17 protein-coding genes are annotated in these 22,798 nt (G+C 36.8%); 8 read left to right on the top strand and 9 right to left on the bottom strand.

The genetic code is table 11. The features are described 5' to 3' along the window. Window positions 1-19: 19 nt before the first annotated feature. Both CRO15_RS11250 and CRO15_RS11255 read right to left on the bottom strand, forming a co-directional pair. Window positions 20-2,638, bottom strand: coding sequence for a metallophosphoesterase family protein (locus tag CRO15_RS11250; RefSeq protein WP_097045920.1), 2,619 nt, complete (start codon window positions 2,636-2,638; stop codon window positions 20-22). 10 nt (window positions 2,639-2,648) lie between these two features. Further along, complete coding sequence (locus CRO15_RS11255) at window positions 2,649-3,686, bottom strand: LacI family DNA-binding transcriptional regulator (RefSeq protein ID WP_133067246.1); 1,038 nt, start codon at window positions 3,684-3,686, stop codon at window positions 2,649-2,651. A 152-nt stretch (window positions 3,687-3,838) separates the two neighbouring features. Between CRO15_RS11255 and CRO15_RS11260 the strand changes: the two genes are divergently transcribed. From CRO15_RS11260 to trxB, 8 genes are all read left to right on the top strand, one after another. Then, complete coding sequence (locus CRO15_RS11260; RefSeq protein WP_097045922.1) at window positions 3,839-4,939, top strand: mevalonate kinase family protein; 1,101 nt, start codon at window positions 3,839-3,841, stop codon at window positions 4,937-4,939. 7 nt (window positions 4,940-4,946) lie between these two features. After that, the gene (locus CRO15_RS11265; RefSeq protein WP_097045923.1) at window positions 4,947-5,825 is read left to right on the top strand and encodes a sugar phosphate nucleotidyltransferase; all 879 of its coding nucleotides are present in this window, start codon (window positions 4,947-4,949) and stop codon (window positions 5,823-5,825) included. Window positions 5,826-6,118: 293 nt separating this feature from the next. Then, window positions 6,119-6,712 carry an RNA polymerase sigma factor gene (locus CRO15_RS11270; RefSeq protein ID WP_097045924.1) on the top strand — a complete coding sequence of 198 codons (594 nt, stop codon included), beginning with the start codon at window positions 6,119-6,121 and terminating at the stop codon, window positions 6,710-6,712. A gap of 215 nt (window positions 6,713-6,927) precedes the next feature. Then, on the top strand, window positions 6,928-8,151 hold the full coding sequence (locus CRO15_RS11275) for a FecR family protein (RefSeq protein WP_097045925.1): 1,224 nt from the start codon (window positions 6,928-6,930) through the stop codon (window positions 8,149-8,151). Window positions 8,152-8,295: 144 nt separating this feature from the next. Then, window positions 8,296-11,946 (top strand): SusC/RagA family TonB-linked outer membrane protein, encoded by a 3,651-nt coding sequence (locus CRO15_RS11280; RefSeq protein WP_207763870.1) that lies wholly within the window; start codon window positions 8,296-8,298, stop codon window positions 11,944-11,946. A gap of 35 nt (window positions 11,947-11,981) precedes the next feature. Then, window positions 11,982-13,568 (top strand): SusD/RagB family nutrient-binding outer membrane lipoprotein, encoded by a 1,587-nt coding sequence (locus tag CRO15_RS11285; protein ID WP_097045927.1) that lies wholly within the window; start codon window positions 11,982-11,984, stop codon window positions 13,566-13,568. 92 nt (window positions 13,569-13,660) lie between these two features. Then, window positions 13,661-14,665 (top strand): metallophosphoesterase family protein, encoded by a 1,005-nt coding sequence (locus CRO15_RS11290; protein ID WP_243396955.1) that lies wholly within the window; start codon window positions 13,661-13,663, stop codon window positions 14,663-14,665. Between the two features lie 580 nt (window positions 14,666-15,245). Beyond that, window positions 15,246-16,214: a thioredoxin-disulfide reductase gene (gene trxB, locus CRO15_RS11295; protein ID WP_097045928.1), complete on the top strand. Its 969-nt coding sequence runs from the start codon at window positions 15,246-15,248 to the stop codon at window positions 16,212-16,214. Window positions 16,215-16,286: 72 nt separating this feature from the next. Here the strand turns inward: trxB and CRO15_RS11300 are convergent, their stop codons facing one another. The 7 genes from CRO15_RS11300 to CRO15_RS11330 all read right to left on the bottom strand — a co-directional run bounded on the left by CRO15_RS11300 (window position 16,287) and on the right by CRO15_RS11330 (window position 22,796). After that, window positions 16,287-16,736: a hypothetical protein gene (locus tag CRO15_RS11300; protein ID WP_097045929.1), complete on the bottom strand. Its 450-nt coding sequence runs from the start codon at window positions 16,734-16,736 to the stop codon at window positions 16,287-16,289. Between the two features lie 394 nt (window positions 16,737-17,130). Beyond that, window positions 17,131-18,177: an aminotransferase class I/II-fold pyridoxal phosphate-dependent enzyme gene (locus CRO15_RS11305; RefSeq protein WP_097045930.1), complete on the bottom strand. Its 1,047-nt coding sequence runs from the start codon at window positions 18,175-18,177 to the stop codon at window positions 17,131-17,133. Continuing rightward, the gene (locus tag CRO15_RS11310; RefSeq protein ID WP_097046205.1) at window positions 18,177-19,187 is read right to left on the bottom strand and encodes a dipeptide epimerase; all 1,011 of its coding nucleotides are present in this window, start codon (window positions 19,185-19,187) and stop codon (window positions 18,177-18,179) included. Before CRO15_RS11310 ends, CRO15_RS11305 begins: the two co-directional genes overlap by 1 nt. Before the next feature lie 135 nt (window positions 19,188-19,322). Further along, window positions 19,323-20,045 (bottom strand): head GIN domain-containing protein, encoded by a 723-nt coding sequence (locus CRO15_RS11315; protein ID WP_097045931.1) that lies wholly within the window; start codon window positions 20,043-20,045, stop codon window positions 19,323-19,325. 86 nt (window positions 20,046-20,131) lie between these two features. Further along, window positions 20,132-21,865, bottom strand: coding sequence for a PspC domain-containing protein (locus tag CRO15_RS11320; RefSeq protein ID WP_097045932.1), 1,734 nt, complete (start codon window positions 21,863-21,865; stop codon window positions 20,132-20,134). A 9-nt stretch (window positions 21,866-21,874) separates the two neighbouring features. Continuing rightward, window positions 21,875-22,204: a PadR family transcriptional regulator gene (locus CRO15_RS11325; RefSeq protein ID WP_097045933.1), complete on the bottom strand. Its 330-nt coding sequence runs from the start codon at window positions 22,202-22,204 to the stop codon at window positions 21,875-21,877. Window positions 22,205-22,313: 109 nt separating this feature from the next. Next, window positions 22,314-22,796, bottom strand: a complete 483-nt coding sequence (locus CRO15_RS11330) for a DUF4870 domain-containing protein (RefSeq protein WP_097045934.1) — start codon at window positions 22,794-22,796, stop codon at window positions 22,314-22,316. Between the last annotated feature and the right edge of the window lie 2 nt (window positions 22,797-22,798).

Genomic DNA, 22,798 nt, shown 5'->3' on the forward strand with positions numbered 1-22,798 from the left:
GATTACATTTTCAACTTCTCTATACAATGATTCTTATAATTTTGGTTTGTTTCTCACGAGCTTTCAGATTGTCATGGACCTTTTTGTAGCCAAGCTCTGGAATGTTGATTTCAATTTGATATTTCCCTTTTTCAAAAACTTTTGGAGTATATCCGCTGGTTTTGGTTCTTATGGCATAGACCAATTCTCCATCCATATCAAATATTTTTAGAACGGGGTTAAAATTTCCGGTCCATTCTATTTTAGGAAGCCAAGCAACAGCTTTTCTGGGATAATTATCTTCTTGAGTTACAGTAATTGGCCATTTTGGGTACTGACTGTTTGGTATGGTTGGGTCAACAAATCTGGGCCAACATTCGGTCTTGATGGTTCGCTTCTTTTTGTTAAATGTTACCATGCCATAACCAACCGCCCTATTGTGTAAAACTTTTGGCTCTTTACCTGTGTCATGTGGATTTGCAACAGCATGTACGGTCATCTTGTTGCCAAATCCATCCACATGTTGTCCCAAAAACGCAGGATTCTCATAAGTATGTTGACTACTATCTACATTTGGCCAAAATCTTCTTGGCCAAATGTTATTAATTGCGGGTCCTGCAAAGGCATATCCACTATCACTATGTTCTCCAAGACCATATTGTATAAAACTGGCCAGATGTTGATCTCCTGCTATATGGAACGCAAAGGCTTTTCTAATCGTTTTTACGGCTAGATCTCGCCCTATCGCGGGCCATCCATTAGAATCCATATCTACAGTAGGGTGGTCTCCTTTTATGTACTCACCTTTTTTAGGGATAGGAAGAGAAGGTATGACCGCTCCTGTCTTTGCGCCTTCCGGTAGGGTGGCCAAAGTTGCAAAATTGGTTTGGGAAAGCACTACCTTCATCTGGGCATTATTGCTCCAATCCAAAGTCCATTCGTCAAGGAATTCATGTTGTCTCTTTCCTAAAAGGTCTGCATCAAGATTACGATATTCTTTAATGTCAAAATCATCATTCATGATCCAGCCATTATTGACTTGGGCACTTTTAGGAAGCACATTTTTTGGAGCTGATTTGAATTTTCTATCCTCGAGAATGGCAAAACTGATTCCAGCATAGTTCCAATGGGTATAGTAAACACCTATACCTTGTTTTACTGGTGATGCATTGAACGCATCAGGTAAATGGCCCGTTTGAGTTCGTTGTACCATATTTACCCATTTAGCTGGCATTTTATATCCTCCACTATCTTGGGCGAAGGCACCAAAACCTTTTGATGTGTCCGCTTTTTCTCCTTCTTCTCCCCAAATATTACCGTGATATACATCATGGTCATCTGGGATAATGGCACACGGTTTATGTCTATATAGATCACGATAGGACCAACCAAACATGTACCATTTTCTTAGGTAATCCAAGCACATTTTGTCAAATTCTCCTTTAAACATAGCTCCAAAACCTCCGGTAGCTTCATAAAACTGATCACCAAGAAATAGAATGATATCTGGATTTAGTTTGGAAACATTTTCCGGAATGTCGGCGTCGGGAAAACCATAATGGAAATTACAACTGAAAACTGCTGTCCTGATTTCATTTTTATCATGAGGTTCTTTGGTTATAGTTCCTTCATAATGGTAGGTTTCCATTTTGTGTTCCAAAGGAATGTCTACACTAATTCTAAAAGGAAGATCCTGCTCCATTTCAAAATCTGTAAATGAAAATATAACCGACCGACCTTCATAATCCATATTCCCAGATTGAAGAGTTTTCCACTTGCCAATGTCATCCTTCACTTGAAAGTGTATGGAGTGACCATTTATCTCTTCTATTGGAGCCATCTGTGCTGTAAGCTTAAGCTTACCCTTATTCAATGTATATTGGGTAAAACAAATGGGACCAAAAAAATGATTTTCCTTATAGGTCAAATCCTCTGAAGCAATGTGCCAATTGGAAAATGCCGCACTTGGCACTGCTGAATTCTGTTCTTTGTTGAGTTTAAAGTCTGACAGCAACGAGAAATTACCCGTAAGTTGGGCATTAGACAATGCTATGGATTCCTTTTTATAAAACAGGGCATCGTCCTGAGGATTTGTCAATGAGACGGTAACTGTATAAGAATCAATACTGGGAATCGCTTCAACTATAAGTCCAAATTGTTTTGGAATAGTGTTCAAAGAAGTATCAAAAACCTGATTGCCAACTATGAGTTTTCCTTTTGGGGTCAATCCAATTGGAGTTCCTTTTCCAAATACTGCGGCCGATCTATAATCCTCATTTGGTCCGGTCACTCCCAAACGAACTCCTAGACATCCCTCGTCAATATTTTCAATATTTGGATTAAGTACATCAATTGCGACGGAAGTGATAAAACCAACCAATTTTTCAGGTTTTTGGATCGGTAGCAAATGAAGACTTCTGTTTTTATCAGTAATATCGCAAATAACCTTGCCGTCTTTTAAAAGCCAATCTTGTAGGCGATTGCCCCAATATTCAGGTCCCACCCATTTCATATTTGGCCAATTATGCCAATTACTGTTGAAACTTAACCCGTTTTCGTAAGGCCAAGACCTAAAGGTACTATTGGCCAATACTGAAGGAGAAATGCAAGGAGCAACCGCTCCCATTAATATGGTTTTTAGGTAGTTTCTTCTTTTCATTTGGAGTTTTTCAGATTAGATAACTGTCAACATTTTCTGAATTAACAATATCAATGGGTAATAACTGTTTTTTTGGGATTTCCTTTCCAAAAATCAAAGTCTCGATTAACCCTCTTAATCCAAGAGATGCCTGTGTTTTAGGACTTTGATGGATAAGAAAATCTATTTCACCAGTCTTTAGGCAAGAGACGTTCCTTGGAAGTAGATCATAGCCAACAATGCTACATTTTTTGTTCTCTTTTTTTAATGCTTTTACTATTTCATATGCTTTGGAGGTTGTTACAAAAAAAGCATCCATAGTATCGAATTGCGTCACAAAATTTGGGAATTTGACCTCAAATTCATTGCTGTTTAAGGTCAATGTTTGAATTTGAAAAGAACCAAAGTCTTTAAAAAAGGAAATGAAGCCCTGTTCTTTTTGTTTCATATGGACTGCGTTATTGAATGCTTCATCAATATGTACAATTGCAATTTTTGAGTCTGGTTTTATTAAACTATGAATAAGTTTTGCTCCCACACGTCCACTGGAATATAAATCTTGCCCGGTGTGTTGATCTATAAGGTCGTTAGAAAGGCTGCTGTTAAATGTGGCAGATAAGATTTGTTTTTCACCAAGTTTTTTTAACAGGGCGTTACTTTCCATTTCAAACAGCGGAACGAAGAGCAAGGCATTTAAATTTTCGGTTTGAATTAATTGTTCTCCAGTTTTTGAGAATGAACTAGGTTCAGATGGGTCATAACAATGCGTTTCTATTTCAAGGTCAAATGCACTGAACTCTTCAATTGTTTCATTTATACCTTCCATGCATCTTTTCCAATAAGGATCCATTTCAGGATCTGGGAGTAGTACTTTGATTGAATAGATGGTATTGTTTTTTAATGTACGCGCAATAGGGTTAGGTTTGTAATTCAGGTTGTTAAGTGCATCGGTGACGGCTTTCAAAGCTTTTTCTGATACCTTGCCTCTTTTGTGAAGTACCCTGTCCACTGTACCTATAGATACGCCTGCGGCTTGTGCAATATCTTTAATAGTGTGCTTTTTCTTCATTTCATTAGCAAGATATAAAAAAGATACAGAGTTTATGTGTACGATAACATTTTTTTGTTTCTTTGCATTGTTAAAAGATTTTTGTGTAAGCAAGTACAAACAAAAATGTTACGTAAAAAGAAATAACGCTAAATAGTTAATAATTCACAATTTTGAAGTCAGAATTTACCAAAGAAAGAATAGTTGCACAAGCGCCTGGAAGAACCTGTTTGTTTGGTGATCATCAGGACTATTTAGGGCTTCCGGTAATTGCATGCGCCATTGACCGTCATATTAAGCTTGTAGCTACGTTAAATTCAGCCCGTAAACTGGTACTGAACAAACCGGACATCAATGAAAAAAGAATCATTGATATTGATGAGGAAATAAAGTACGTTTCAAAGGGAGATCATTTATTGGCAGCACTTAAAATTCTTCAGGAATATGAGTGCATTCCTAATAGTGGTTATGACATTACTATCTCTGGTAACGTAGCAATAAACGCGGGCATTTCCAGTTCAAGTGCCGTGGTTTTGGCATGGATCCAATTTTTAACGGAAGCTTTTGGGTGCAATGCCCCAGTAAGCAGAGAGTTGATTTCTCAAATTGCTTATGAGGCTGAAGTGGCATTTCATGGAGCTCCGGGAGGTAAAATGGATCAATATGCAATAGGATTGGGGAATATTATCTATTTGGAAACTGGTGATGCGTTGTCTTATGAAATGATAGAAAAACCATTACAGGGACTTATTGTTGCGGAATCTGGGATACCTAAGCAAACTACAGGTGTTTTAAGAGAGCTTAAAGAAAATGCTCTTTTGGCTATTCATAAAGTAAAAGAAAGAGTCCCAACATTTGAAGTGGGCAATATAGACGTTACGGATCTACCAAAATACCTTAATTATGTTCCAGATGACCTAAAAATCTACTTGGAGGCTGCTGTAACAAATCATGATATCACCAAACGGGCTCTAGTAGAGTTTAGAATGTCCGAACTTGATTTAGAACATATTGGTGCTTTGATGAATGAACATCATCGTATTCTTAAAGACTATTTACATATCACGGTACCTAAAATAGATGATATGATCAATGGAGCTGTAAACGCTGGTGCTCTTGGGGCAAAAATTGTTGGATCAGGAAGAGGAGGTAGTATTGTTGTTTTGGCCAAGGACGGTGAACAGCAATTAGTTGTAGATGCACTTATGAAAGCTGGGGCACGGGATGCCTATCCTGTTAACGTGGATAAAGGAGTTAGAATAATTGAACCTTAATAAAAAGATGAGCAAACATAAAAATTTAATCATACTGGCGGGTGGAGCTTCGTCCAGAATGAAAAGGCCGGAGACAAGTTCAGAAGGACTTACCCAGGACGAAATTAACCAGGCCAATCAGCGTAGTAAGGGTTTAATTACAGTAGGAGCGGAGGGAAGGCCTATGATGGACTATGTTTTGTACAATGCAAAAAAAGCGGGGTATAGTCATATTTATATTGTGATAGGAGAAAATGGAGAGCTGTTTCGAGAATATTATGGAAACGGAAGTAATAACTCTTTCCATGGCCTTAGCATTTCATTTGCCGTACAATATATTCCTAAGGGTAGAAAAAAACCATTCGGAACTGCCGATGCATTGTATCAAGCAGTTGAACAATTCCCAGAGCTTAATAATGATTATTATTCTGTATGTAATAGTGATAACCTTTATTCTGTGGAAGCTCTTTCAGCCTTGAGAAATACCAATGTTCCCAATGCATTTATTGGTTATGACCGGGATGCTATGGATTTTCCTTCAGAACGCATTTCCAGATTTGCACTTGTTAAGGTGGATAAAGAAGGTTATTTACTGGACATTATTGAAAAACCTTCTGAAAACGAGGTAGAAGAGTATAGAGATTCTGATGGAAAGCTTAGGGTGAGTATGAACGCCTTTAAATTTGATGGACGTAAAATGTACCAATATTTAAAGGATTGTCCAATACATCCAGAACGAAACGAAAAAGAATTGCCAACTGCCCTGCTCAATATGCTCAAAGAGTATCCAAAAACTGCCATTGGAATTCCATTTTCTGAGCATGTTCCAGATTTAACCGCCAAAGAGGATATTGTTGAAGTAAAGAAATACTTAAGTTCAAAATATGCGCAATTGGATTGGGATTAATCTGTAGGCATCACATTCTAGATTTTGGGGCTTTATTGAGGTTATACTAATATTTACTTAACTCAAAAATCACCTAAAATGTACTAATATTCCTATTATTGCAAAAAAAGTATCATTTTTTGTATAAAATAAAGTGGAGGTAGATAAAAATTAGGAATACTTTCGAAACCTTGCTATGATAGTTTATTTGATTTGGACAATAAAAATGCAGTTATTTTAGAATTGTAATTGTCTATCTGCGAAATCATTTACAACTATATATGTAGTAATGTCTAGTAACCCAGCCTCGGAAAATGGAAAATTTAGATAAAAATTTAGAACCACTTTTATTATCCCTTAAGAAGGGTGATAAGATTGCTTTTAAGGCTATATTCAAAATGTATAGGGTTAAGTTGTTCCATTTTGTTTTTTCATTGTCCAAATCAGACTATGTTACGGAAGAAATACTTCAAGAGGTATTTATAACTGTTTGGACAAAAAGAGAAAATATTGATGTATCAAAATCTTTCAATTCATTTATTTATACTATAGCAAGAAATGCTACTTATAATCATTTAAGGAGCATAGCTAATAGAGAGAGTTTGAAACAAGAACTTTGGAAGAACCTTAATAAGGCTCACGATCAAACACAAAATGCGATACTTTTGGCAGAATATCAGGATATTGTTAATGATATTCTGGAGAATATTCCAACTCAAAAGCGTAGTATTTTTGTATTATCAAAACAGCAGGGAAAAAGCAACCAAGAAATAGCTGATCTATTGGGGATATCTCCCAAAACAGTAAAAAATCATCTTTGGAAGACTTTACAGATAATTAAAGAACAACTTCAACCCCATTTGGTAGACACTATAGGAATCATTGCTCTTTTGATTGCTTCATTTTAAACAGCTTCTCTTATTTCTAATACTATTTTGTTTTAAGCATTTTATAGTGGTGAATGTTCCCATAAGTAGGGGTGGAGACTTCTTTATGCATAGTATTTGGGGAGATAATTTACCTTAAGTTAAAAAAAAGATAACTTTTATTTGGGACTTTATATGTTTCCAAGTGTATATAATATAAAAGGGGAAGTAAAACCCAGATCCAGCCAAGCCATATCATGGATGACCATAATAACATAGAACAACTTTTTCAAAAATTCATTGATAATACCATTACTAAAAAAGAGTATGATATTTTAATGGATTTCATTAAATACCCCAATTCTCAAGAGAAAATAAAGGAGATGATGGATATCCATTGGAAAGGAATTGTAGCTTCTGCAAAAAAAAAGACCAGCGAAGACGAGGAGATTCTTTTTGAACTTATTATGAGTAGGGTGGATGAGATTGAAAAAACAGAAGAGCAACAAAATAGGCCCAAATCCATTTGGGGGGTTGCCCCAAACTTCCTTTATGGAATAGCGGCTTCAATAATTGTTGTAATAGGATTGTTTTATGGGTATCAGAATGACATGTTTTTTAAGGAACAGGTTTCATCATCCAGTATGGAATTGGATCCGAATGCAATTACACTTAAATTGGATAATGGGAATGTAGAGGTTGTTTCTGTAGATCAGCAACGTAATATCTCCGATGTTCGTGGTAATGTGGTAGGTTACCAGAATGGGAAACAGATTAGTTACAATACTGGACAGCCTACTTTAAAAGAACTTGTCTACAATGAATTAACTGTGCCTTATGGTGAAAAATTTGACCTTGTTTTATCCGATGGAACCAAGGTAAAGGTAAATTCAGGAACAGTCATAAAGTATCCTGTACAATTTATTTCCGGTGAAAAACGAAAGGTTTTTGTTAAGGGAGAGGCCTATTTTGATGTGACAGAGGATATTGCCCATCCATTTGTTGTTAATGCAAATGATATTAATGTAGAGGTTTTGGGTACGGAATTCAATGTTTCTTCATACCCTGAAGATCATAACATAAATACAGTTTTGGTTGAAGGGTCCGTTAAAATATACAATAAGTATAAAGAGCAGATTCCCGAATCGCACATCATGCTTACTCCTGGAAATATGGCTGCATGGGATAAAAGCAAGAAGAAAATTGAAGTTAAGCCAGTGGATATAGAAATTTATACCGCTTGGAAGGATGGAGTACTATTATTCAAGAAATCCTCATTTGGAAATATTAGAAAAAAGCTGGAAAGGTATTACGATATTACCATTGAGAACAAATATGGATTTTTAGAATCCCAGGTGTATACCGCAACTTTTGACAATGAAAGTCTTGAAGAGGTGGTTGAAGCTTTTAAGGAAGATACTCCTTTTGAATATAGTATTGAAAACGACAAACTAATAATAACTGATTCATCAATTAAATAAATAGAATGCCTATGTAGTGAAACAATCACAAAGAGAACAATAAAGGCACTCATAAAAAAATAACCGGAAAATGTTGCAGCATTTTCCGGCTTAAAGAGTGACTTAACCTAAAAACTAAGTTAAATCAGCAAACCATTCAAAAGTATGAAAAAATTAAACCTAGGTGGTCTTTTCCGTTGGGAAAGGTTGCTTATTACTAATCTAAAGATGAAACTAACCTCGCTTTTACTGATAGTTTCACTATTTCAAATACAGGCTAGCACATATTCCCAGAATACTAGGATTACCTTAAAGTTGAAAAATGCTACTGTAGAGGAAATTTTTGATCAAATAGAATCTCTTTCGGAATTTAGATTTCTGTACAACCACGCTAAAGTGGATGTTGATAGGAGAGTTACTATTAATGCAGATGAGGAAAGGATATTTGATATTTTGGAGACACTGTTTTCCAATACAAATATCTATTTCACGGTAAAAAAGAAGCGTATTTCCTTAAAAACAGGAAAAATAAGAGCTCCTGAGAAAACAAAAACCAATCTCAATGACTGGCAAGATCAAGCAATAACCGGTCAAGTTGTGGATGAAGATGGTCAGCCTTTACCAGGTGCCACGGTTATAGAGAAAGGAACCAACAATGGAACCCAGACCGATTTTGACGGGAATTATTCCATAAACGTTTCAAATACTTCAGGCACATTGGTATTCTCCTATATTGGATATGAAACCAAAGAAATTCCAATCAGCGGTCAGAGTACAATAAACATATCTCTTGCGGAAGACACTCAGGTTCTTGGAGAAGTTGTGGTAACTTCTTTGGGTATTACCAGAGAAAAAAGAGCTATAGGTTACGCAACATCTACCATTAAGGCAGATGAAATTGTAAAAACAGGTACGCCTAACGTTGCTACTGCATTATATGGTAAAGCACCTGGTGTTCGTATTGCGGCTACTTCTGGAGGTTCTACAAGTGCCGTTAACATCCAAATTCGTGGTATTGGATCTATAACAGGAAGTACCCAACCACTTATTGTGCTAGATGGTATACCAATTCGTAACAATGATGTTAGTAATGACAACTATTGGGCAGATCAACGTGTTAGGGGTAATGGCCTTTTGGACATTAACCCAGAAGATGTTGCTAATATCTCTATTCTTAAAGGTGCTTCTGCGGCGGCCCTTTATGGGAATGAAGCCTTGAACGGTGTTGTTCTTATTACTACAAAAACAGGTAAAGGTGGAGAAAAAGGGTTAGGAGTTAGCGTTAATTCAACATACACTACTGATAAAGTAGCTTACCTCCCTAGGTTCCAAAATGTAAGAGGTCCTGGTTACCCTGTTTACCTCAATGATGCTGGTCAAGGAGAAGATATGTGGTTGGAAAGGGATGGTAATCGTATTCCTATTGGTACAACTTTGAACTACGGACCTAAATTTGATGGTCAGCCAGCTTTGGCATGGACAGGTGATGTAATACCTTATAATGCACAAAATGGACCAGAAGGCTTGTATCAAGATGCACACAACTTTATCAATAACATCTCTATTGTAAACAGTACGGAAAAGTCTAACCTAAGATTTTCCTATACACGTCAAGACAATGAGGGCTTAAGTAGAAATTCTGAAAATGACAAAAACATTTTTAACTTAAACACTAGCTTTCAATGGAATGATGATTTAAAGACAGATATTTTAGTTAACTATATTAACGCTAAAGTAAAAAGTAGACCATACTCTATTGATCGTTTAACAAATAATTTTGGTGGAATGATGACCCGTTTCGATAGTGGAAACTGGTATCAAGAGTACTACAAAACTAGTTTAGGCTATCGCTATGTAACAGGAGATAACACAAACACTTTTACTCCAGAAGAAAATTTAAGAATCCCTGGTTATCGTAATGATGTATTGGATTATACATGGCGTGTTAATGAAAATAGATACGAAGAAAACACTGATCGTGTTATTGCAAGTATTACACAACACTGGAATATTACTGACGAGTTAAGTTTAAGAGGTAGAATTTCCACGGACTTTACAAGTTATCAATCTCAATCCAAGAATACCTCAACAAGACCTTTAATTTATGGTCCTTCAGGTCATTACGGCATTGAGAATTCAATAAGCAAAATCTTTTATGGTGATGTGCTTTTAACATACGCTAAAGAACTTACTCCAAATTTGGGAATGAGTTTGATGGCAGGTTATAATGCTACCAAAGAGACCTTTTTTAGAACAAATAGAGGTGTCAATGGAGGGTTAAGTGTGGAAAACTGGTTTTCGCTAAATGCTTCTACCAATACAGCTAATTCAGGAAGTGATGAAGAAGCATTGACTAAAGATGCATTTTTGGCAACAGCAAATTTTGACTACAAGGGCTACTTGTACTTAGAAGGAACAATTAGACGTGACCGAACATCAACAATGCACCCTGACGATAATGCATTTTATTATCCATCCGTAAATTCTGGATTTGTTTTTTCTGATGCTTTTGATATGCCAGAATTTCTGTCTTACGGAAAACTTAGAGCATCTTGGGGTAAAGTAGGAAACTTTCCTGGAAGGTACGCGGCAAATGTTGCCTATGATCAAAATACCTTGGGGTCTCAAGGTGGAGGTTCTGTCATTTATACTACCACTCCAGGAACAGCTGGTAACGATGGCATAAAATCTGAAACGCAGAGAGAAATTGAATTTGGTTTAGATCTTAAATTTTTACAAGGTAGAATAGGTCTTGACATGGCTTATTATGACTCTAGATTAGAGGATCAGATCATACCACTCTCTTTACCAAACTCTTCAGGGGCAAGTAGTATATTGACCAATATAGGAACCATGCGCAATAAAGGATTTGAAGTAGGTTTAAATGTAACACCGATTTCAACTGCAGATTTTACATGGGACATGAATATCAATTTTGCGAAAAATGAAAACAAGGTAGAATCATTGGCTCCTGGTTTAGAAGAATTATTGCACAGAGATTTTGATGGTGGTGGTGCTCAGCTTAGATCAGAACCTGGTTCGCCAGTTGGTGTTTTTTATACGCATCCTGTAGCAACCGATGCTAGTGGAAATAAAATTGTTGATCCTAATGGTTTATACAAAGTAGATCCTGATGAGTGGGTAAAAGTAGGTAGTGCACAACCAAAAGCTGTTGGTGGGGTTTCAAACTATTTTAGGTATAAAAACTTCTCATTAAGTGGCTTAGTTGACTATAGAATTGGAGGTTATGTAATGCCAACTGCTATAAACTGGATGACAGGTAGAGGTTTAACTGAAGAGAGTTTATGGGCTATGGATGCCGAAAACGGTGGATTATCTTGGTATGTAGATGCCAATACAGGAGATCGTAACTTAACAAATGCCGGAACAGCGCAGGGTCCTAATGGCGAAGTTGTCTATGACAACGGTATTGTTTTGGATGGTGTTAAAGCAGACGGATCAACCAACGATTATATTACTTCAAACCCTGAGTATTTTTGGACAGTATATAACTGGGGTGGACCTCAGTATAGTCCAAATACACGTTACGAATTGTATATTAAAGAGAATACATATTTCAAAATGCGTGAACTTTCTTTAGGTTATCAACTTCCTAAAGAAGTCGCCAACAAAATAGGTTTTCAAGATATACAACTATCAGTGTTTGGAAGAAACCTATTCTACTTGTATAGGAATATAAAGGATATGGATGCAGAGCAGCTTACAGCTGGTTCTAGATGGGCACAAAATGTGAGTAATGCAGGAACAAACCCTGCTAGCAGAACATTAGGATTGAGTGTACGTGCTAAACTCTAGATTATAAGAAAAAGAATAATAAAAAAGTTTAAAACATGAAGAAATATATATATATAATGTTGCTTGCGGTTACGGTCACATTTACGGGCTGTCAGAAAGCTGACTTTGCTGATAATTATGCTGATCCTAACAAAATTGCTGAAACAACAGTACCAAAACAATTTACTGGGATTTTAGCAACTAACAGAGATTACGTAGTTCCTAATTATAATAACTATTTTATCATATATAGACCTACCTTACTACCTTGGACACAAGCGGCAGGTTCTATAAATGGGCTTAGCCAATATGTTGTTGGATCAGCTAGTGTTAATGAACAGTGGAATAGGAATTATTATAGAATGTTCCAGCAATATAGAGAGCTGGAAAAAGTTTATAATGGTTTACCAGAAGAAGAACAGGCTAATAACAGGATTTTTTGGTTAGCTGCCAATATATATGTGTTTGACCATACGCAGAAAATGGTAGACTTGTTCGGATATATTCCATTTTCTGATGCAGGAAGATTAAGTCAAAATGGAGGGGATTATCTCTCTTCTTTACCTGCTTATGATTCTTCTCAGGAGATTTATACATCAATGCTTGATCAGCTTAAAGCATTTGCTGACGAGTTAAATACCATTTCAATTAGCGCATCCACAAAAACAGTATTTGATACTCAAGATTACATAAATCATGGAGATATTACACTTTGGAAAAAATACTGTAATTCTTTACGCTTAAGAATTCTAAATCGTGTTTCTGGAGTTTCAGAATTTTCTTCTCGTGCAGATTCTGAGATAAGTGATATTTTAGGGAATTCTGGTAGTTATCCAATTGTAGATGCCAATGATGAAAACATCCAGGTGGAAGTTGTTGACCTAGACTCTCCTATCAACTCTAAAGGATTTGAAAATGGATTTGGTAGTGATGGTTGGTATACCAATTTTGCAGGAAAGAAAATGGTGGATCATATGAACGATAATACAGATCCTAGAATCCGTGTATTTTTTGAACCAGCAGAAGATGATGGAGTTTCCTATAGAGGTATCAATCCCTTAGATGACGGTACTGCTCAAACAACAGCAGCGGATAATGGGGAGATCAGTTTGTTCAATCGTTCTGCCTTTAACCAAAATGAGTTCTTCCCAGGAGTACTAATAAGTGCTGCAGAAGTAAATTTCATTAAAGCCGAATATTATTTGCGTGGAGGGAATGATGCTATGGCACAAACTGCTTATGAAACCGGTGTTGAGCAATCTACAGAATGGTACTATTGGGTAAGAACACTTTCTGCTGATGATGTATCAGGGCCTTTAACGCCCTTAGGAGCTACTGAAGTTGCTGATTATCTTGCCAGTGCCGATGTTGTGTGGAGTGGTAGTGACGCTGATAAAATGAAATTGATCGCTACGGAAAAATGGATTCATTACGGTGTGGTTCAATTGCATGAAAGTTGGGCAGAACAACGTCGTTTAGATTTACCAGAATTGGAGTTTTTACCAGATAATGCAAATACACAATCATTACCACCTGTGAGATGGTTGTACCCTGATAATGAAAGATCTCGAAACACTGAGAATTTTCAGGCGGTTTCGTCCATGGACAATATGACCACTAAAATTTTCTGGGATATAAATTAATTTGAGTTAGTTTTTTGTTTAGTTTGAGTTAGAGGAGAGGTCGTTTGCAGGCCTCTCCTTTATATTTTTATTAACTTATAAAAAATGAAGTAATGGAAGATAATACAAAGGTGAGTAGTTTTATATCCAATATGGATAGAAGAAAGTTCATTAAACGAACTAGTATGGCCGGTATGGCCTTGACTTTGCCCATTGATGTTTTTCCTTCCAATTTAAAAAGTGAGACCATACAGTTTGGCTTAATTGCAGATGTACACAAAGATGTAATGCACGATGCTGATGAACGCTTACTATCTTTTATAACCGCTGCTAACAAGAAAAAACCAGATTTTATTCTTCAACTGGGCGATTTTTGCAGACCCTATGATTACAATAAGTCTTTTATGGACATTTGGAACAGCTTTGAAGGGGTAAAACATCATGTTCTTGGCAATCATGATATGGATGGTGGGTTTACCCGCGATCAAGCAAGAAGTTTTTGGAACATGCCAAAAAACTATTATTCCTTTGATAAAAAAGGAATTCATTTTATAATACTAGACGGTAATGACCCAAACCCAGAACCATGGTCGGGTTATAATCGCTATATCGGAAAAGAGCAGCAAGAATGGCTTAAAAACGACCTTGAACAGACCAATAAACCCACAATAATCTTTAGTCATCAATCTTTGGAATTGGAATACGATGGTGTTGCCAATATGGGGGAAATCAGAAGTATTTTGGAGAATGCTAATAAAACTGCTGGGTTTCAAAAGGTGTTGTGCTGTATCAATGGCCATACCCATACGGATTTTATGACTAAAATAGATGGAATTTATTATGTTCAGATCAATAGTGCTTCCTACCGATGGGTTGGGGGCGATCATAAGGTTGTGAGATATAGCAAGGAAATTGACAAAAAGTACGAATGGATCAAATATACAATTCCGTATAAAGACCCATTGTACACTTTTGTAAAGATAAAAAACAGCAAAATCATAATCGAACCCAGGAAATCGGAATTTGTTGGTCCTGGACCTGAAGAAATGAATCTCCCCAAGTCATTGCCCAATGACCCAATTGTACCTACTATTTCAAAGTTTGTCATGAAGATCTAGGGAGCAGATAACTGAACTCTTATTTTTCAGATTATTTACTTAACATCATGGTATTGAACCTCTTTTGAGGTTAGTTTCATGTTGTTTAATACGTATCCCAACAATTTAAGGATTAAGTCTTGGGACTATATACTTCTTGGACTTGATTCTAGCTTCACTTTTACATAACAAAATACCTGCGTAGAAAAAGTATTGATCCAAAAGGGGCATTCGTTAACGGATATAGCCCATTGATTAATTAAGACCCTACTTCTGGAGGAATCAATGGTATGTTTACTTCATAATTGTGAAGTGATTTAAGTTAAATGCCTCTAAGAATTGAATATGGGTATTTGTGGGGTACTTTCTAAGTGTTCAATCCCAAATCGTTTTTATGAGGTTACCGTTGCGCCGAGGAGTTTTTTGAGGTTGAGCTCCTTGGTCGTAACGGTTTTTTTATGGTTCTCACCATAGAATTCTTTCATTTTTAAGTTATTCGACCCAAAGATGGAGCTGTCAACAAATCAACATATTACTTAATGTAAGTTTCTGTACAAAAAACCTACTTTTGTATAACAAATTTATAGCGGAAGATTTAGTTATGTCAGAACAGATAGAAAGAATAAAAACATTGATTGTTGGATCTGGTCCTGCCGGATACACTGCAGCAATTTATGCTTCAAGAGCAGATTTAAAACCTGTAATGTACACAGGCATGGAGCCAGGCGGTCAGTTGACCACAACTACTGAGGTAGACAACTTTCCTGGATACCCTGAAGGGATAGATGGCCCTACAATGATGGTTCAGTTGCAAAAACAGGCAGAGCGATTTGGAACTGAGGTTAGGATTGGGATGGTCACTGCAGTGGAATTTAGCGATGAAATAGGAGGAATCCATAAAGTTACAGTGGATGATTCTAAGTTGATTGAAGCAGAGACTGTGATAATATCAACTGGTGCTACTGCTAAATATTTGAACATTCCTAGTGAGCAACGTTTACGGGGAGGCGGTGTTTCTGCTTGTGCAGTGTGTGATGGATTTTTTTATAAAAACCAAGAAGTAGCTATTGTTGGTGCAGGCGATACTGCTGCGGAAGAAGCTTCTTATTTAGCCAATATTTGTAAAAAGGTGACCATGTTGGTACGAAAAGACCATATGAGAGCATCTAAGGCTATGCAACATAGGGTGAACAATCTTGATAACATAGAGATAAAATACAATACAGAGGTTGATGAAGTTCTTGGAGAACAAGTTGTGGAAGGCCTTAGAATGGTAAATAACCAAACAGGGGAAAAAGAAGATATTGCTATTACGGGTCTTTTTATTGCTATTGGCCATAAACCCAATACAGATATTTTTAAAGGGCAGTTGAAGATGGATGAAACTGGGTATATTATTACAGAAGGTAAGTCTACAAAAACCAACAAACCTGGAGTTTTTGCAAGTGGCGATGTACAAGATAAAGAGTACAGACAAGCGGTTACAGCGGCAGGAACTGGTTGTATGGCGGCCTTGGATGCTGAACGATATTTAGCTTCAATAGAAAGCGAGGAAACAGTTGTTTCTTGAATATAATAGAAGGAGATAAATAAAAAAGGCGCTGTTGTATACAGCGCCTTTTTTGGTGGAGTGCTAATTCAATTAATCTATACGTTTGTAATTCTCTGAAAAAGTGCGGTTTCCTTCCTCATCAAAACTTATCTGGCTGTAGGAGTCATCCGTTAGTTTTAACTCAAAATTAAATACACGGAGCGTATCCATGGCCCTCATCATTGGAGAGGATGCATATTCAAGCGTTTCAATCAGAGAATCTGACGTAATCCTATAGGTACCATATCCAAACCATTCCAAGGAATCTTGCGGAGCATATCTAGACCACATAATTTTACCATTGTAGAACATTTTAACCTGTCTATACCCATCTGCAGTTGGTACGGTGTCAGAAACGTTGATACCATCATCATAGCTATAAAAACTTTGAAGCTCCCACGTTCCTTCAATAGAATGCATTGTTATAGGTTTTGGAGATGCAAATTTGGTAGCAGAAATCAAAATGAGCATCAAAAGAACCAATCCGAGTAATTTTTTCATAAGCTGAATTTTAGGGTTAGTTGCTATTAACCCTTAATTTACAAATAATTACGAACAAAAACACATGGATTGATTGTTAAAGATGGATATCTCTCAAAATGTCGCTTTTCAACTTTTAGGTAATTTTGAAAACAAAAAAATATCTGTTCAGTAGTGATGTAACACATAGAAAGAAGTTGGGGAATAGAAAGATAGTCATCTATTGCAACTGACAGGTTAAGGAAATATTTCTTTCGGAGAAGTATCAAAAGGTTCGAAAAACTTACAACTGGCATTTCATGATTGGAAACCTATACATGTTTCTTTAAATAATTGATTGAATGATGTTGTTACATAAGTGCTCGTTTAAAGCGATTTCGAGTTTGTTCCAATCTTACCGTGCCATAGGTTGGGTTTAAGAGAAAGCATTCAAATATTTGGTTAGGTGTAGGATATCCTCTTTTTTGTGGGCCGCACTCAATACAATTCTACTTTTTAAGCTTGATGTTTTATTGGGATACCTAAAATTGGTTATAATAACTCTTTTTTCTATTAAATATTCCGCCAAGGACGCATTGGAAAAGCCAAATGTAGGATGATCGGGTATATGGATAAATTCTTGCATTCTATCAACATTGCGCTTGAACAAGTTTATATTAGTCTTTAAAGCCTTCCTTTGTCGCTGATAAAATGCATAACTATCCATAAGTGTTGCCAAACCCACTGGTGCGGCTGGACTGGCACCTCTATAAAAATCAGTTTCCCTTAATTTGGTTATTCTTTCATAAGACCCGAAAATAGCCCCAGCCTGAATACCAAACCCTTTACCCAAGGAAGAGCAAACAATCAATTCCTTTGGGTTTAGACTTTTTAACTTATTGTACGCCCCAGTACCATGTTCCCCAACAATACCTATACCGTGCGAATCGTCGGCTACTAAAATAATTTGATGTAAGGGAAAGGATTGTAATTCCTTAAATTCTGGATAACCGTTACCAGAAAAAGTTATGGTATCCATAAAAACAACTGGTATCTTAGATTCACCAGAGTTTAGTTGATTTCTGATTTTGGAGCCCAATTCTGCAAATGTTGTGTATGTTTTTTTTGGTTCGCTATAAAGTGCTGAATGGGTTTTTGGTGCATAGAAAACTTGATGCGTGTTTGAATTTAAGTATTGTGAAATAAATTGACCTGCCAAATAACCGGAAGATAAAGTAATACAATCTTCACTGCCTATAATAGCGGCCAAGTGCTTTTCAACTTTTTCAAAGATGCTTAATTGAACGTTGGATTTTCGCGAAGCGCCAAAATTGGTGCCATACTTCTTGAGGTTTTTAATAAAAGTATCCTGAAATTCCTTGTCCATTTGAAGTCCTAAATACGCGGTACCTCCAAAATAGAGATATTCTTTGCCACCCATTTGGATGGTTCTTTCAGGAAAAGAATCTAAAGAAAATGCCATTAATTAAGTGTTACACCACTACCTGCAATCGATGGAAACAAAACTTTTCCATCGTTTTTAATGACCACGCCATCTGCAATATCTTTCTTGAGCAACATAGCACCATCCATATCCACATAATCCAATTGCGGTAATAATTGAGCAATTGCAGAAATACCCACGGTGGATTCTGTCATACATCCAACCATGATTTTGAGTCCCATTTCCTTCCCCTGTTTTATCATACGTAGAGCAGGAGTGAGGCCTCCGCACTTAGTGAGTTTTATGTTTATACCATTGTAATGTAATCCACATTTTTCAACGTCCTCTTCAACAATGCAACTCTCATCAGCAATTACAGGTAAGACGGTATGTCGCATTACCTGTTCCATCCCATGCCAATCGTCAGCTTTTAATGGTTGCTCTAAAAATTCTACCCCCAAATCTTTCAGTATGGGTGCATTATAAATAGTCTCCTCAGCTGTCCAGGCACAGTTGGCATCGATTCTAAAAATGGCATTGGTGTATTTCCGTAATTCACGCACGATTGCAACATCCTCGGTTGTACCTAGCTTTATTTTATAGATAGGCCAAGGCGTTTCTTTCATTTTTGAAACCATTATGTCAATAGGCGCAATGCCAATGGTGTAATTGGTTATGGGGTAGCTAGAGGTATTGGTGTTCCATAGTTCATAAAGCGGTTTATCCTTTAGTTTTCCATATAGGTCATGGGCTGCTAAATCTAAAGCACAAATGGCAAAATTGGTTAGTCCTTTTTCCACTAGATATTTGTGAAATGACTCTGGAGTATCAAAATCAAAAATCTCGATTTCATTTTTAATAGCCATTATTTCAGCAATCATGCTTTCAACGGTGATTTTATAATAGGGATTGGAAGTCGCCTCACCATAACCAACTTTTCCTTTATGTGTAAGTCCAACTATTAAAGAGTTTTGGAAATCATGAGATTCCCTGGAAATCCTGAAGGTGTGTTTTAATGGGAGGGTGTATTTTTTTAAGCTTATTTGCATAGAAAACAGGTTTGCACCAAGATAAGTAAATCCTAGGTGCTTAAAAAAAACAGCTGCTGATTCCTTCATAAGATCAGCAGCTGTTTTTAACAGTTTTTCAGATACAAGTAGATTGAATTCTCGGTCTGTTGGGTTTTAATATTTATGAACGCTACCAGAAACCGATTTTTTTGCTTGTACGCTTGCTTCACCACTATACCTGATATCTGCACCGCTGCTGGCATCTGCCACCAATGATTCTGATACATTAACTGAAATGTCTGCACCACTGCTTGCGTCGGCATTACATCTTTTGGTCATTAGTTCACGTGCTCTTATGTCTGCACCGCTACTGGCATCTGCATATAATATATCTGCCTTTCCAGAAATCTTGATACCGGCCCCGCTACTCGCATCTGCAGAAACCTCAGAAGCCATTAATTCTATTCTTAGGTCGGATCCACTGCTTGCGTCAAGCTCTATCCTTTCAGAATTGATTGCGTTTTGCACAATAAGGTCTGCACCACTTGAGCTTTTTAAAGCTGTAATTTCTGGTAGGGAGACGTACACTTTTTTAGTGGCCCTTCCAATGTTTTCAATAGCATGTATTTTAAGCTTTCCATCTCTGATGTCGGTTCCAATAAGATCAATGATGTTTTCATCTGCTTCAACAGATATTTTGAAATCCTGATCTTGGATTACAAATACATCTAAACCTTCAGAGGCCGATACTACAGTAAATTCTTCTGTTACGTTTCTGGACTCTTCTACTACCTCTCCGTTTCCTTTTTTACCATCGCCAAAGCTAATGTCAAAATTACAAGAGGATGCAAAGAGGGCAAATAAAACTGCAATTGCTATTCGTGCTAGTGTTGTCATGATTGTTGTTTTTAATGATTGATTAAAATTCGTGTTTAAATTGTTTTTTATGTATTAAAGGTTTCTGAATTGTCGAAAACGATTACTCAATTGTTCTTGTTCTCACCTGCTTTTATCTTGATACCGTTTTCGTCTATCTTCATTTTAAATTCGTCGTTGTTATCTTGAATATCAATATCGACCCCATTCTCGTCAATAATTATTTTGCCTCCATCTTCATTCTCATCCCTTTCTTCATCCATTGGACAATCTTGGCATTTAAGCTCACCATCTTCTCCCATTTCCCAGGTGTAACCAACTATTCCACTACGGTAGTAACCTTTGTCGTTTTTAATTCCCCTTCCAATAAACCCTCTTGTGGATTCTTCAAATTGCACTGTTTTTCCTGTTGGAATATAGATGGTTGATGTAACCTCTTGATTTCTGGCCTTGTTAGCGGTGTCGGTAGTAAGGAACTCATCCAAAATGATTTCATTTTCCAGAAGTTCGTATGCATAATTGATTTGCTTTGCTCTTTCCCTAGCCTTTAATGTGGAACTTCCGTGAGCATCTTTCCTTACATTGATTTTGATATAATCCTCATTGGATTTTCTTACTTTGATATCAATATCATCAGAAATAAGTATTCTATTATCATTTTCGTCGTAAGTAAAGGTCATACGCCCAAAATGAACGTCTTCCATGCCATAATCCAATTCTGAATCCTTCATCTTTATTACCAAAGTATCGCTGAGGTTTACTATTGGCACCTGACCTTTTATGTTTATACTACCTACATTGGCAAACTCTGCTGCCTGACGAACGCCTAGAGCTATCAAAGCTCCTATAGATATTAACCAAAGACCCAATAGCGAGAATTTAGCTATGTTTCCAATGGATTTTAAATTGTTCACCAAAATCTTCAACCCTAAATAAAGGAGGAAGAAAAACGGAATGCCAATGGCAAAGAACATTAGTATGGAAACGACCCAAACAGGTGCTCCCGTGGTGTTCACAATTTCATAAAAATCAATCCCAGGGAATTGTACGGCATCAAACATACCAACAGTGAACATCGCAATGAACAATCCTATGAGTGTTGATGCACCAATAATGATCAGTAGAATTCCTATGAATTTCCCAAAGATTTTAAATAGAAACATTATAATGTCTCCTATAGTATCAAAAAAGGTCTTGGAGCTGCTTTTGACCTTGTTGCCCACTTTTTCGTAGTCAACACTTTTAACTTTGTCCGTAACATCATCAAACCCCTCTTTAACTTTGCGTTCTATATTGCTGATGTTGATAGGCTCCCCCGTCATGTCCAATTTTTGCGAGGTTGTGGCCGCTTCTGGCACAAGAATCCACAATAAGATATAGGCAATTAACCCAAAACCTGTGAACACTCCTAAAAGGATGAATATTAATCGGATCCATAGGGCATCAAAGCCCAAATAGTACTCAAGACCTGCGCAGACACCTCCAATATATTTTTGGTCAATATCCCTGTATAATTTTTTAGTTTTTCTTGGGGTTCGAGTGTGCGCTTTTCGAGGTTCGTCCTCAAAAATATCCTCATCTACCATATAATCTTCAGGTTGCCCCATAATATTGATTACCTGATCAACTTCCTTTTGGGTTATTACCTGTCGCTCATTTTCCATCTTCTCTAAAAAGAGTTCGGCAACCCGTGCCTCAATATCTGCAATGATCTCATCGCTCCCGGCCGTACCTGAAAATGATCTTTTTATGGATTCGAGGTAACGCCTTAGCTTGTTATACGCCTCATCATCAATATGAAAGAGGGTATTCGCGAGGTTTATATTTACTGTCTTGTTCATTTCTTGATTCTATTTTGTGTTGGTTACCAGATTAACTGCATTTCTAAGCTCGTCCCAGGTGCCGTTAAGTTCATTTAGGAACAATCGACCTGTTTCTGTAAGTGCATAATATTTGCGAGGTGGTCCAGAAGTGGATTCTTCCCAACGGTAGTTGAGCAACCCAGCATTTTTTAGCCTCGTTAAAAGAGGGTAAATAGTGCCTTCCACCACCAGCATTTTAGCGTCTTTAAGAGCTCCCAGAATTTCAGAGGCATACTTGTCCTTATCATTTAAGATAGAAAGAATGCAATACTCTAGAACCCCTTTGCGCATTTGTGCTTTTGTGTTTTCTATGTTCATAACTTCATGGTTCTATTAAATTAACTGTTCGTTTTTGATTGATGATTGATGATTGATGATTGATGATTTTTGTTTTTGATTGATTTGATTGATGAATAAACTCGCTATGTCATTTGATGAACTTTATGGTGAATGGGTATTTAAAGGTTTCCCCTTCATTGGTCCTTATCGTTGCCAATATGGTGTACACAACATTTACAACCACAAGGGCAGCTTGCAACAATCCTGTTATGCCTACAGGCCAGAACAATCGGCCAAACCTAAAATCATCACTGTTTATATGAATGTTTAGGTTGTTGAGGTCGCTTAACCTGTGAAAGCCAAAAAAGTTACCGTCAAATAAATCTGGCAAAAAGCCTACAAAGAAGGGAATACTGATCAATCCGGCCACAACAGAATACAGTAACATGCTTATTTGAAAGTTAAGGGCTTGTTTTCCATTATAGTCAACAAATTTGTGTTCCTTTTTGTTAGCTGTCCATAAAATCAATGGTAAAATAAAATTACCAAAAGGAATAAAGTACTTAGAGAAAGTAGATGCATGTATAATTGCAGATAAATTTCGTTCGTGCTTGGTTAAAGATTCTGTCATGA

This window comes from Flagellimonas pacifica, assembly GCF_900215465.1.
Lineage (GTDB): Bacteria > Bacteroidota > Bacteroidia > Flavobacteriales > Flavobacteriaceae > Flagellimonas > Flagellimonas pacifica.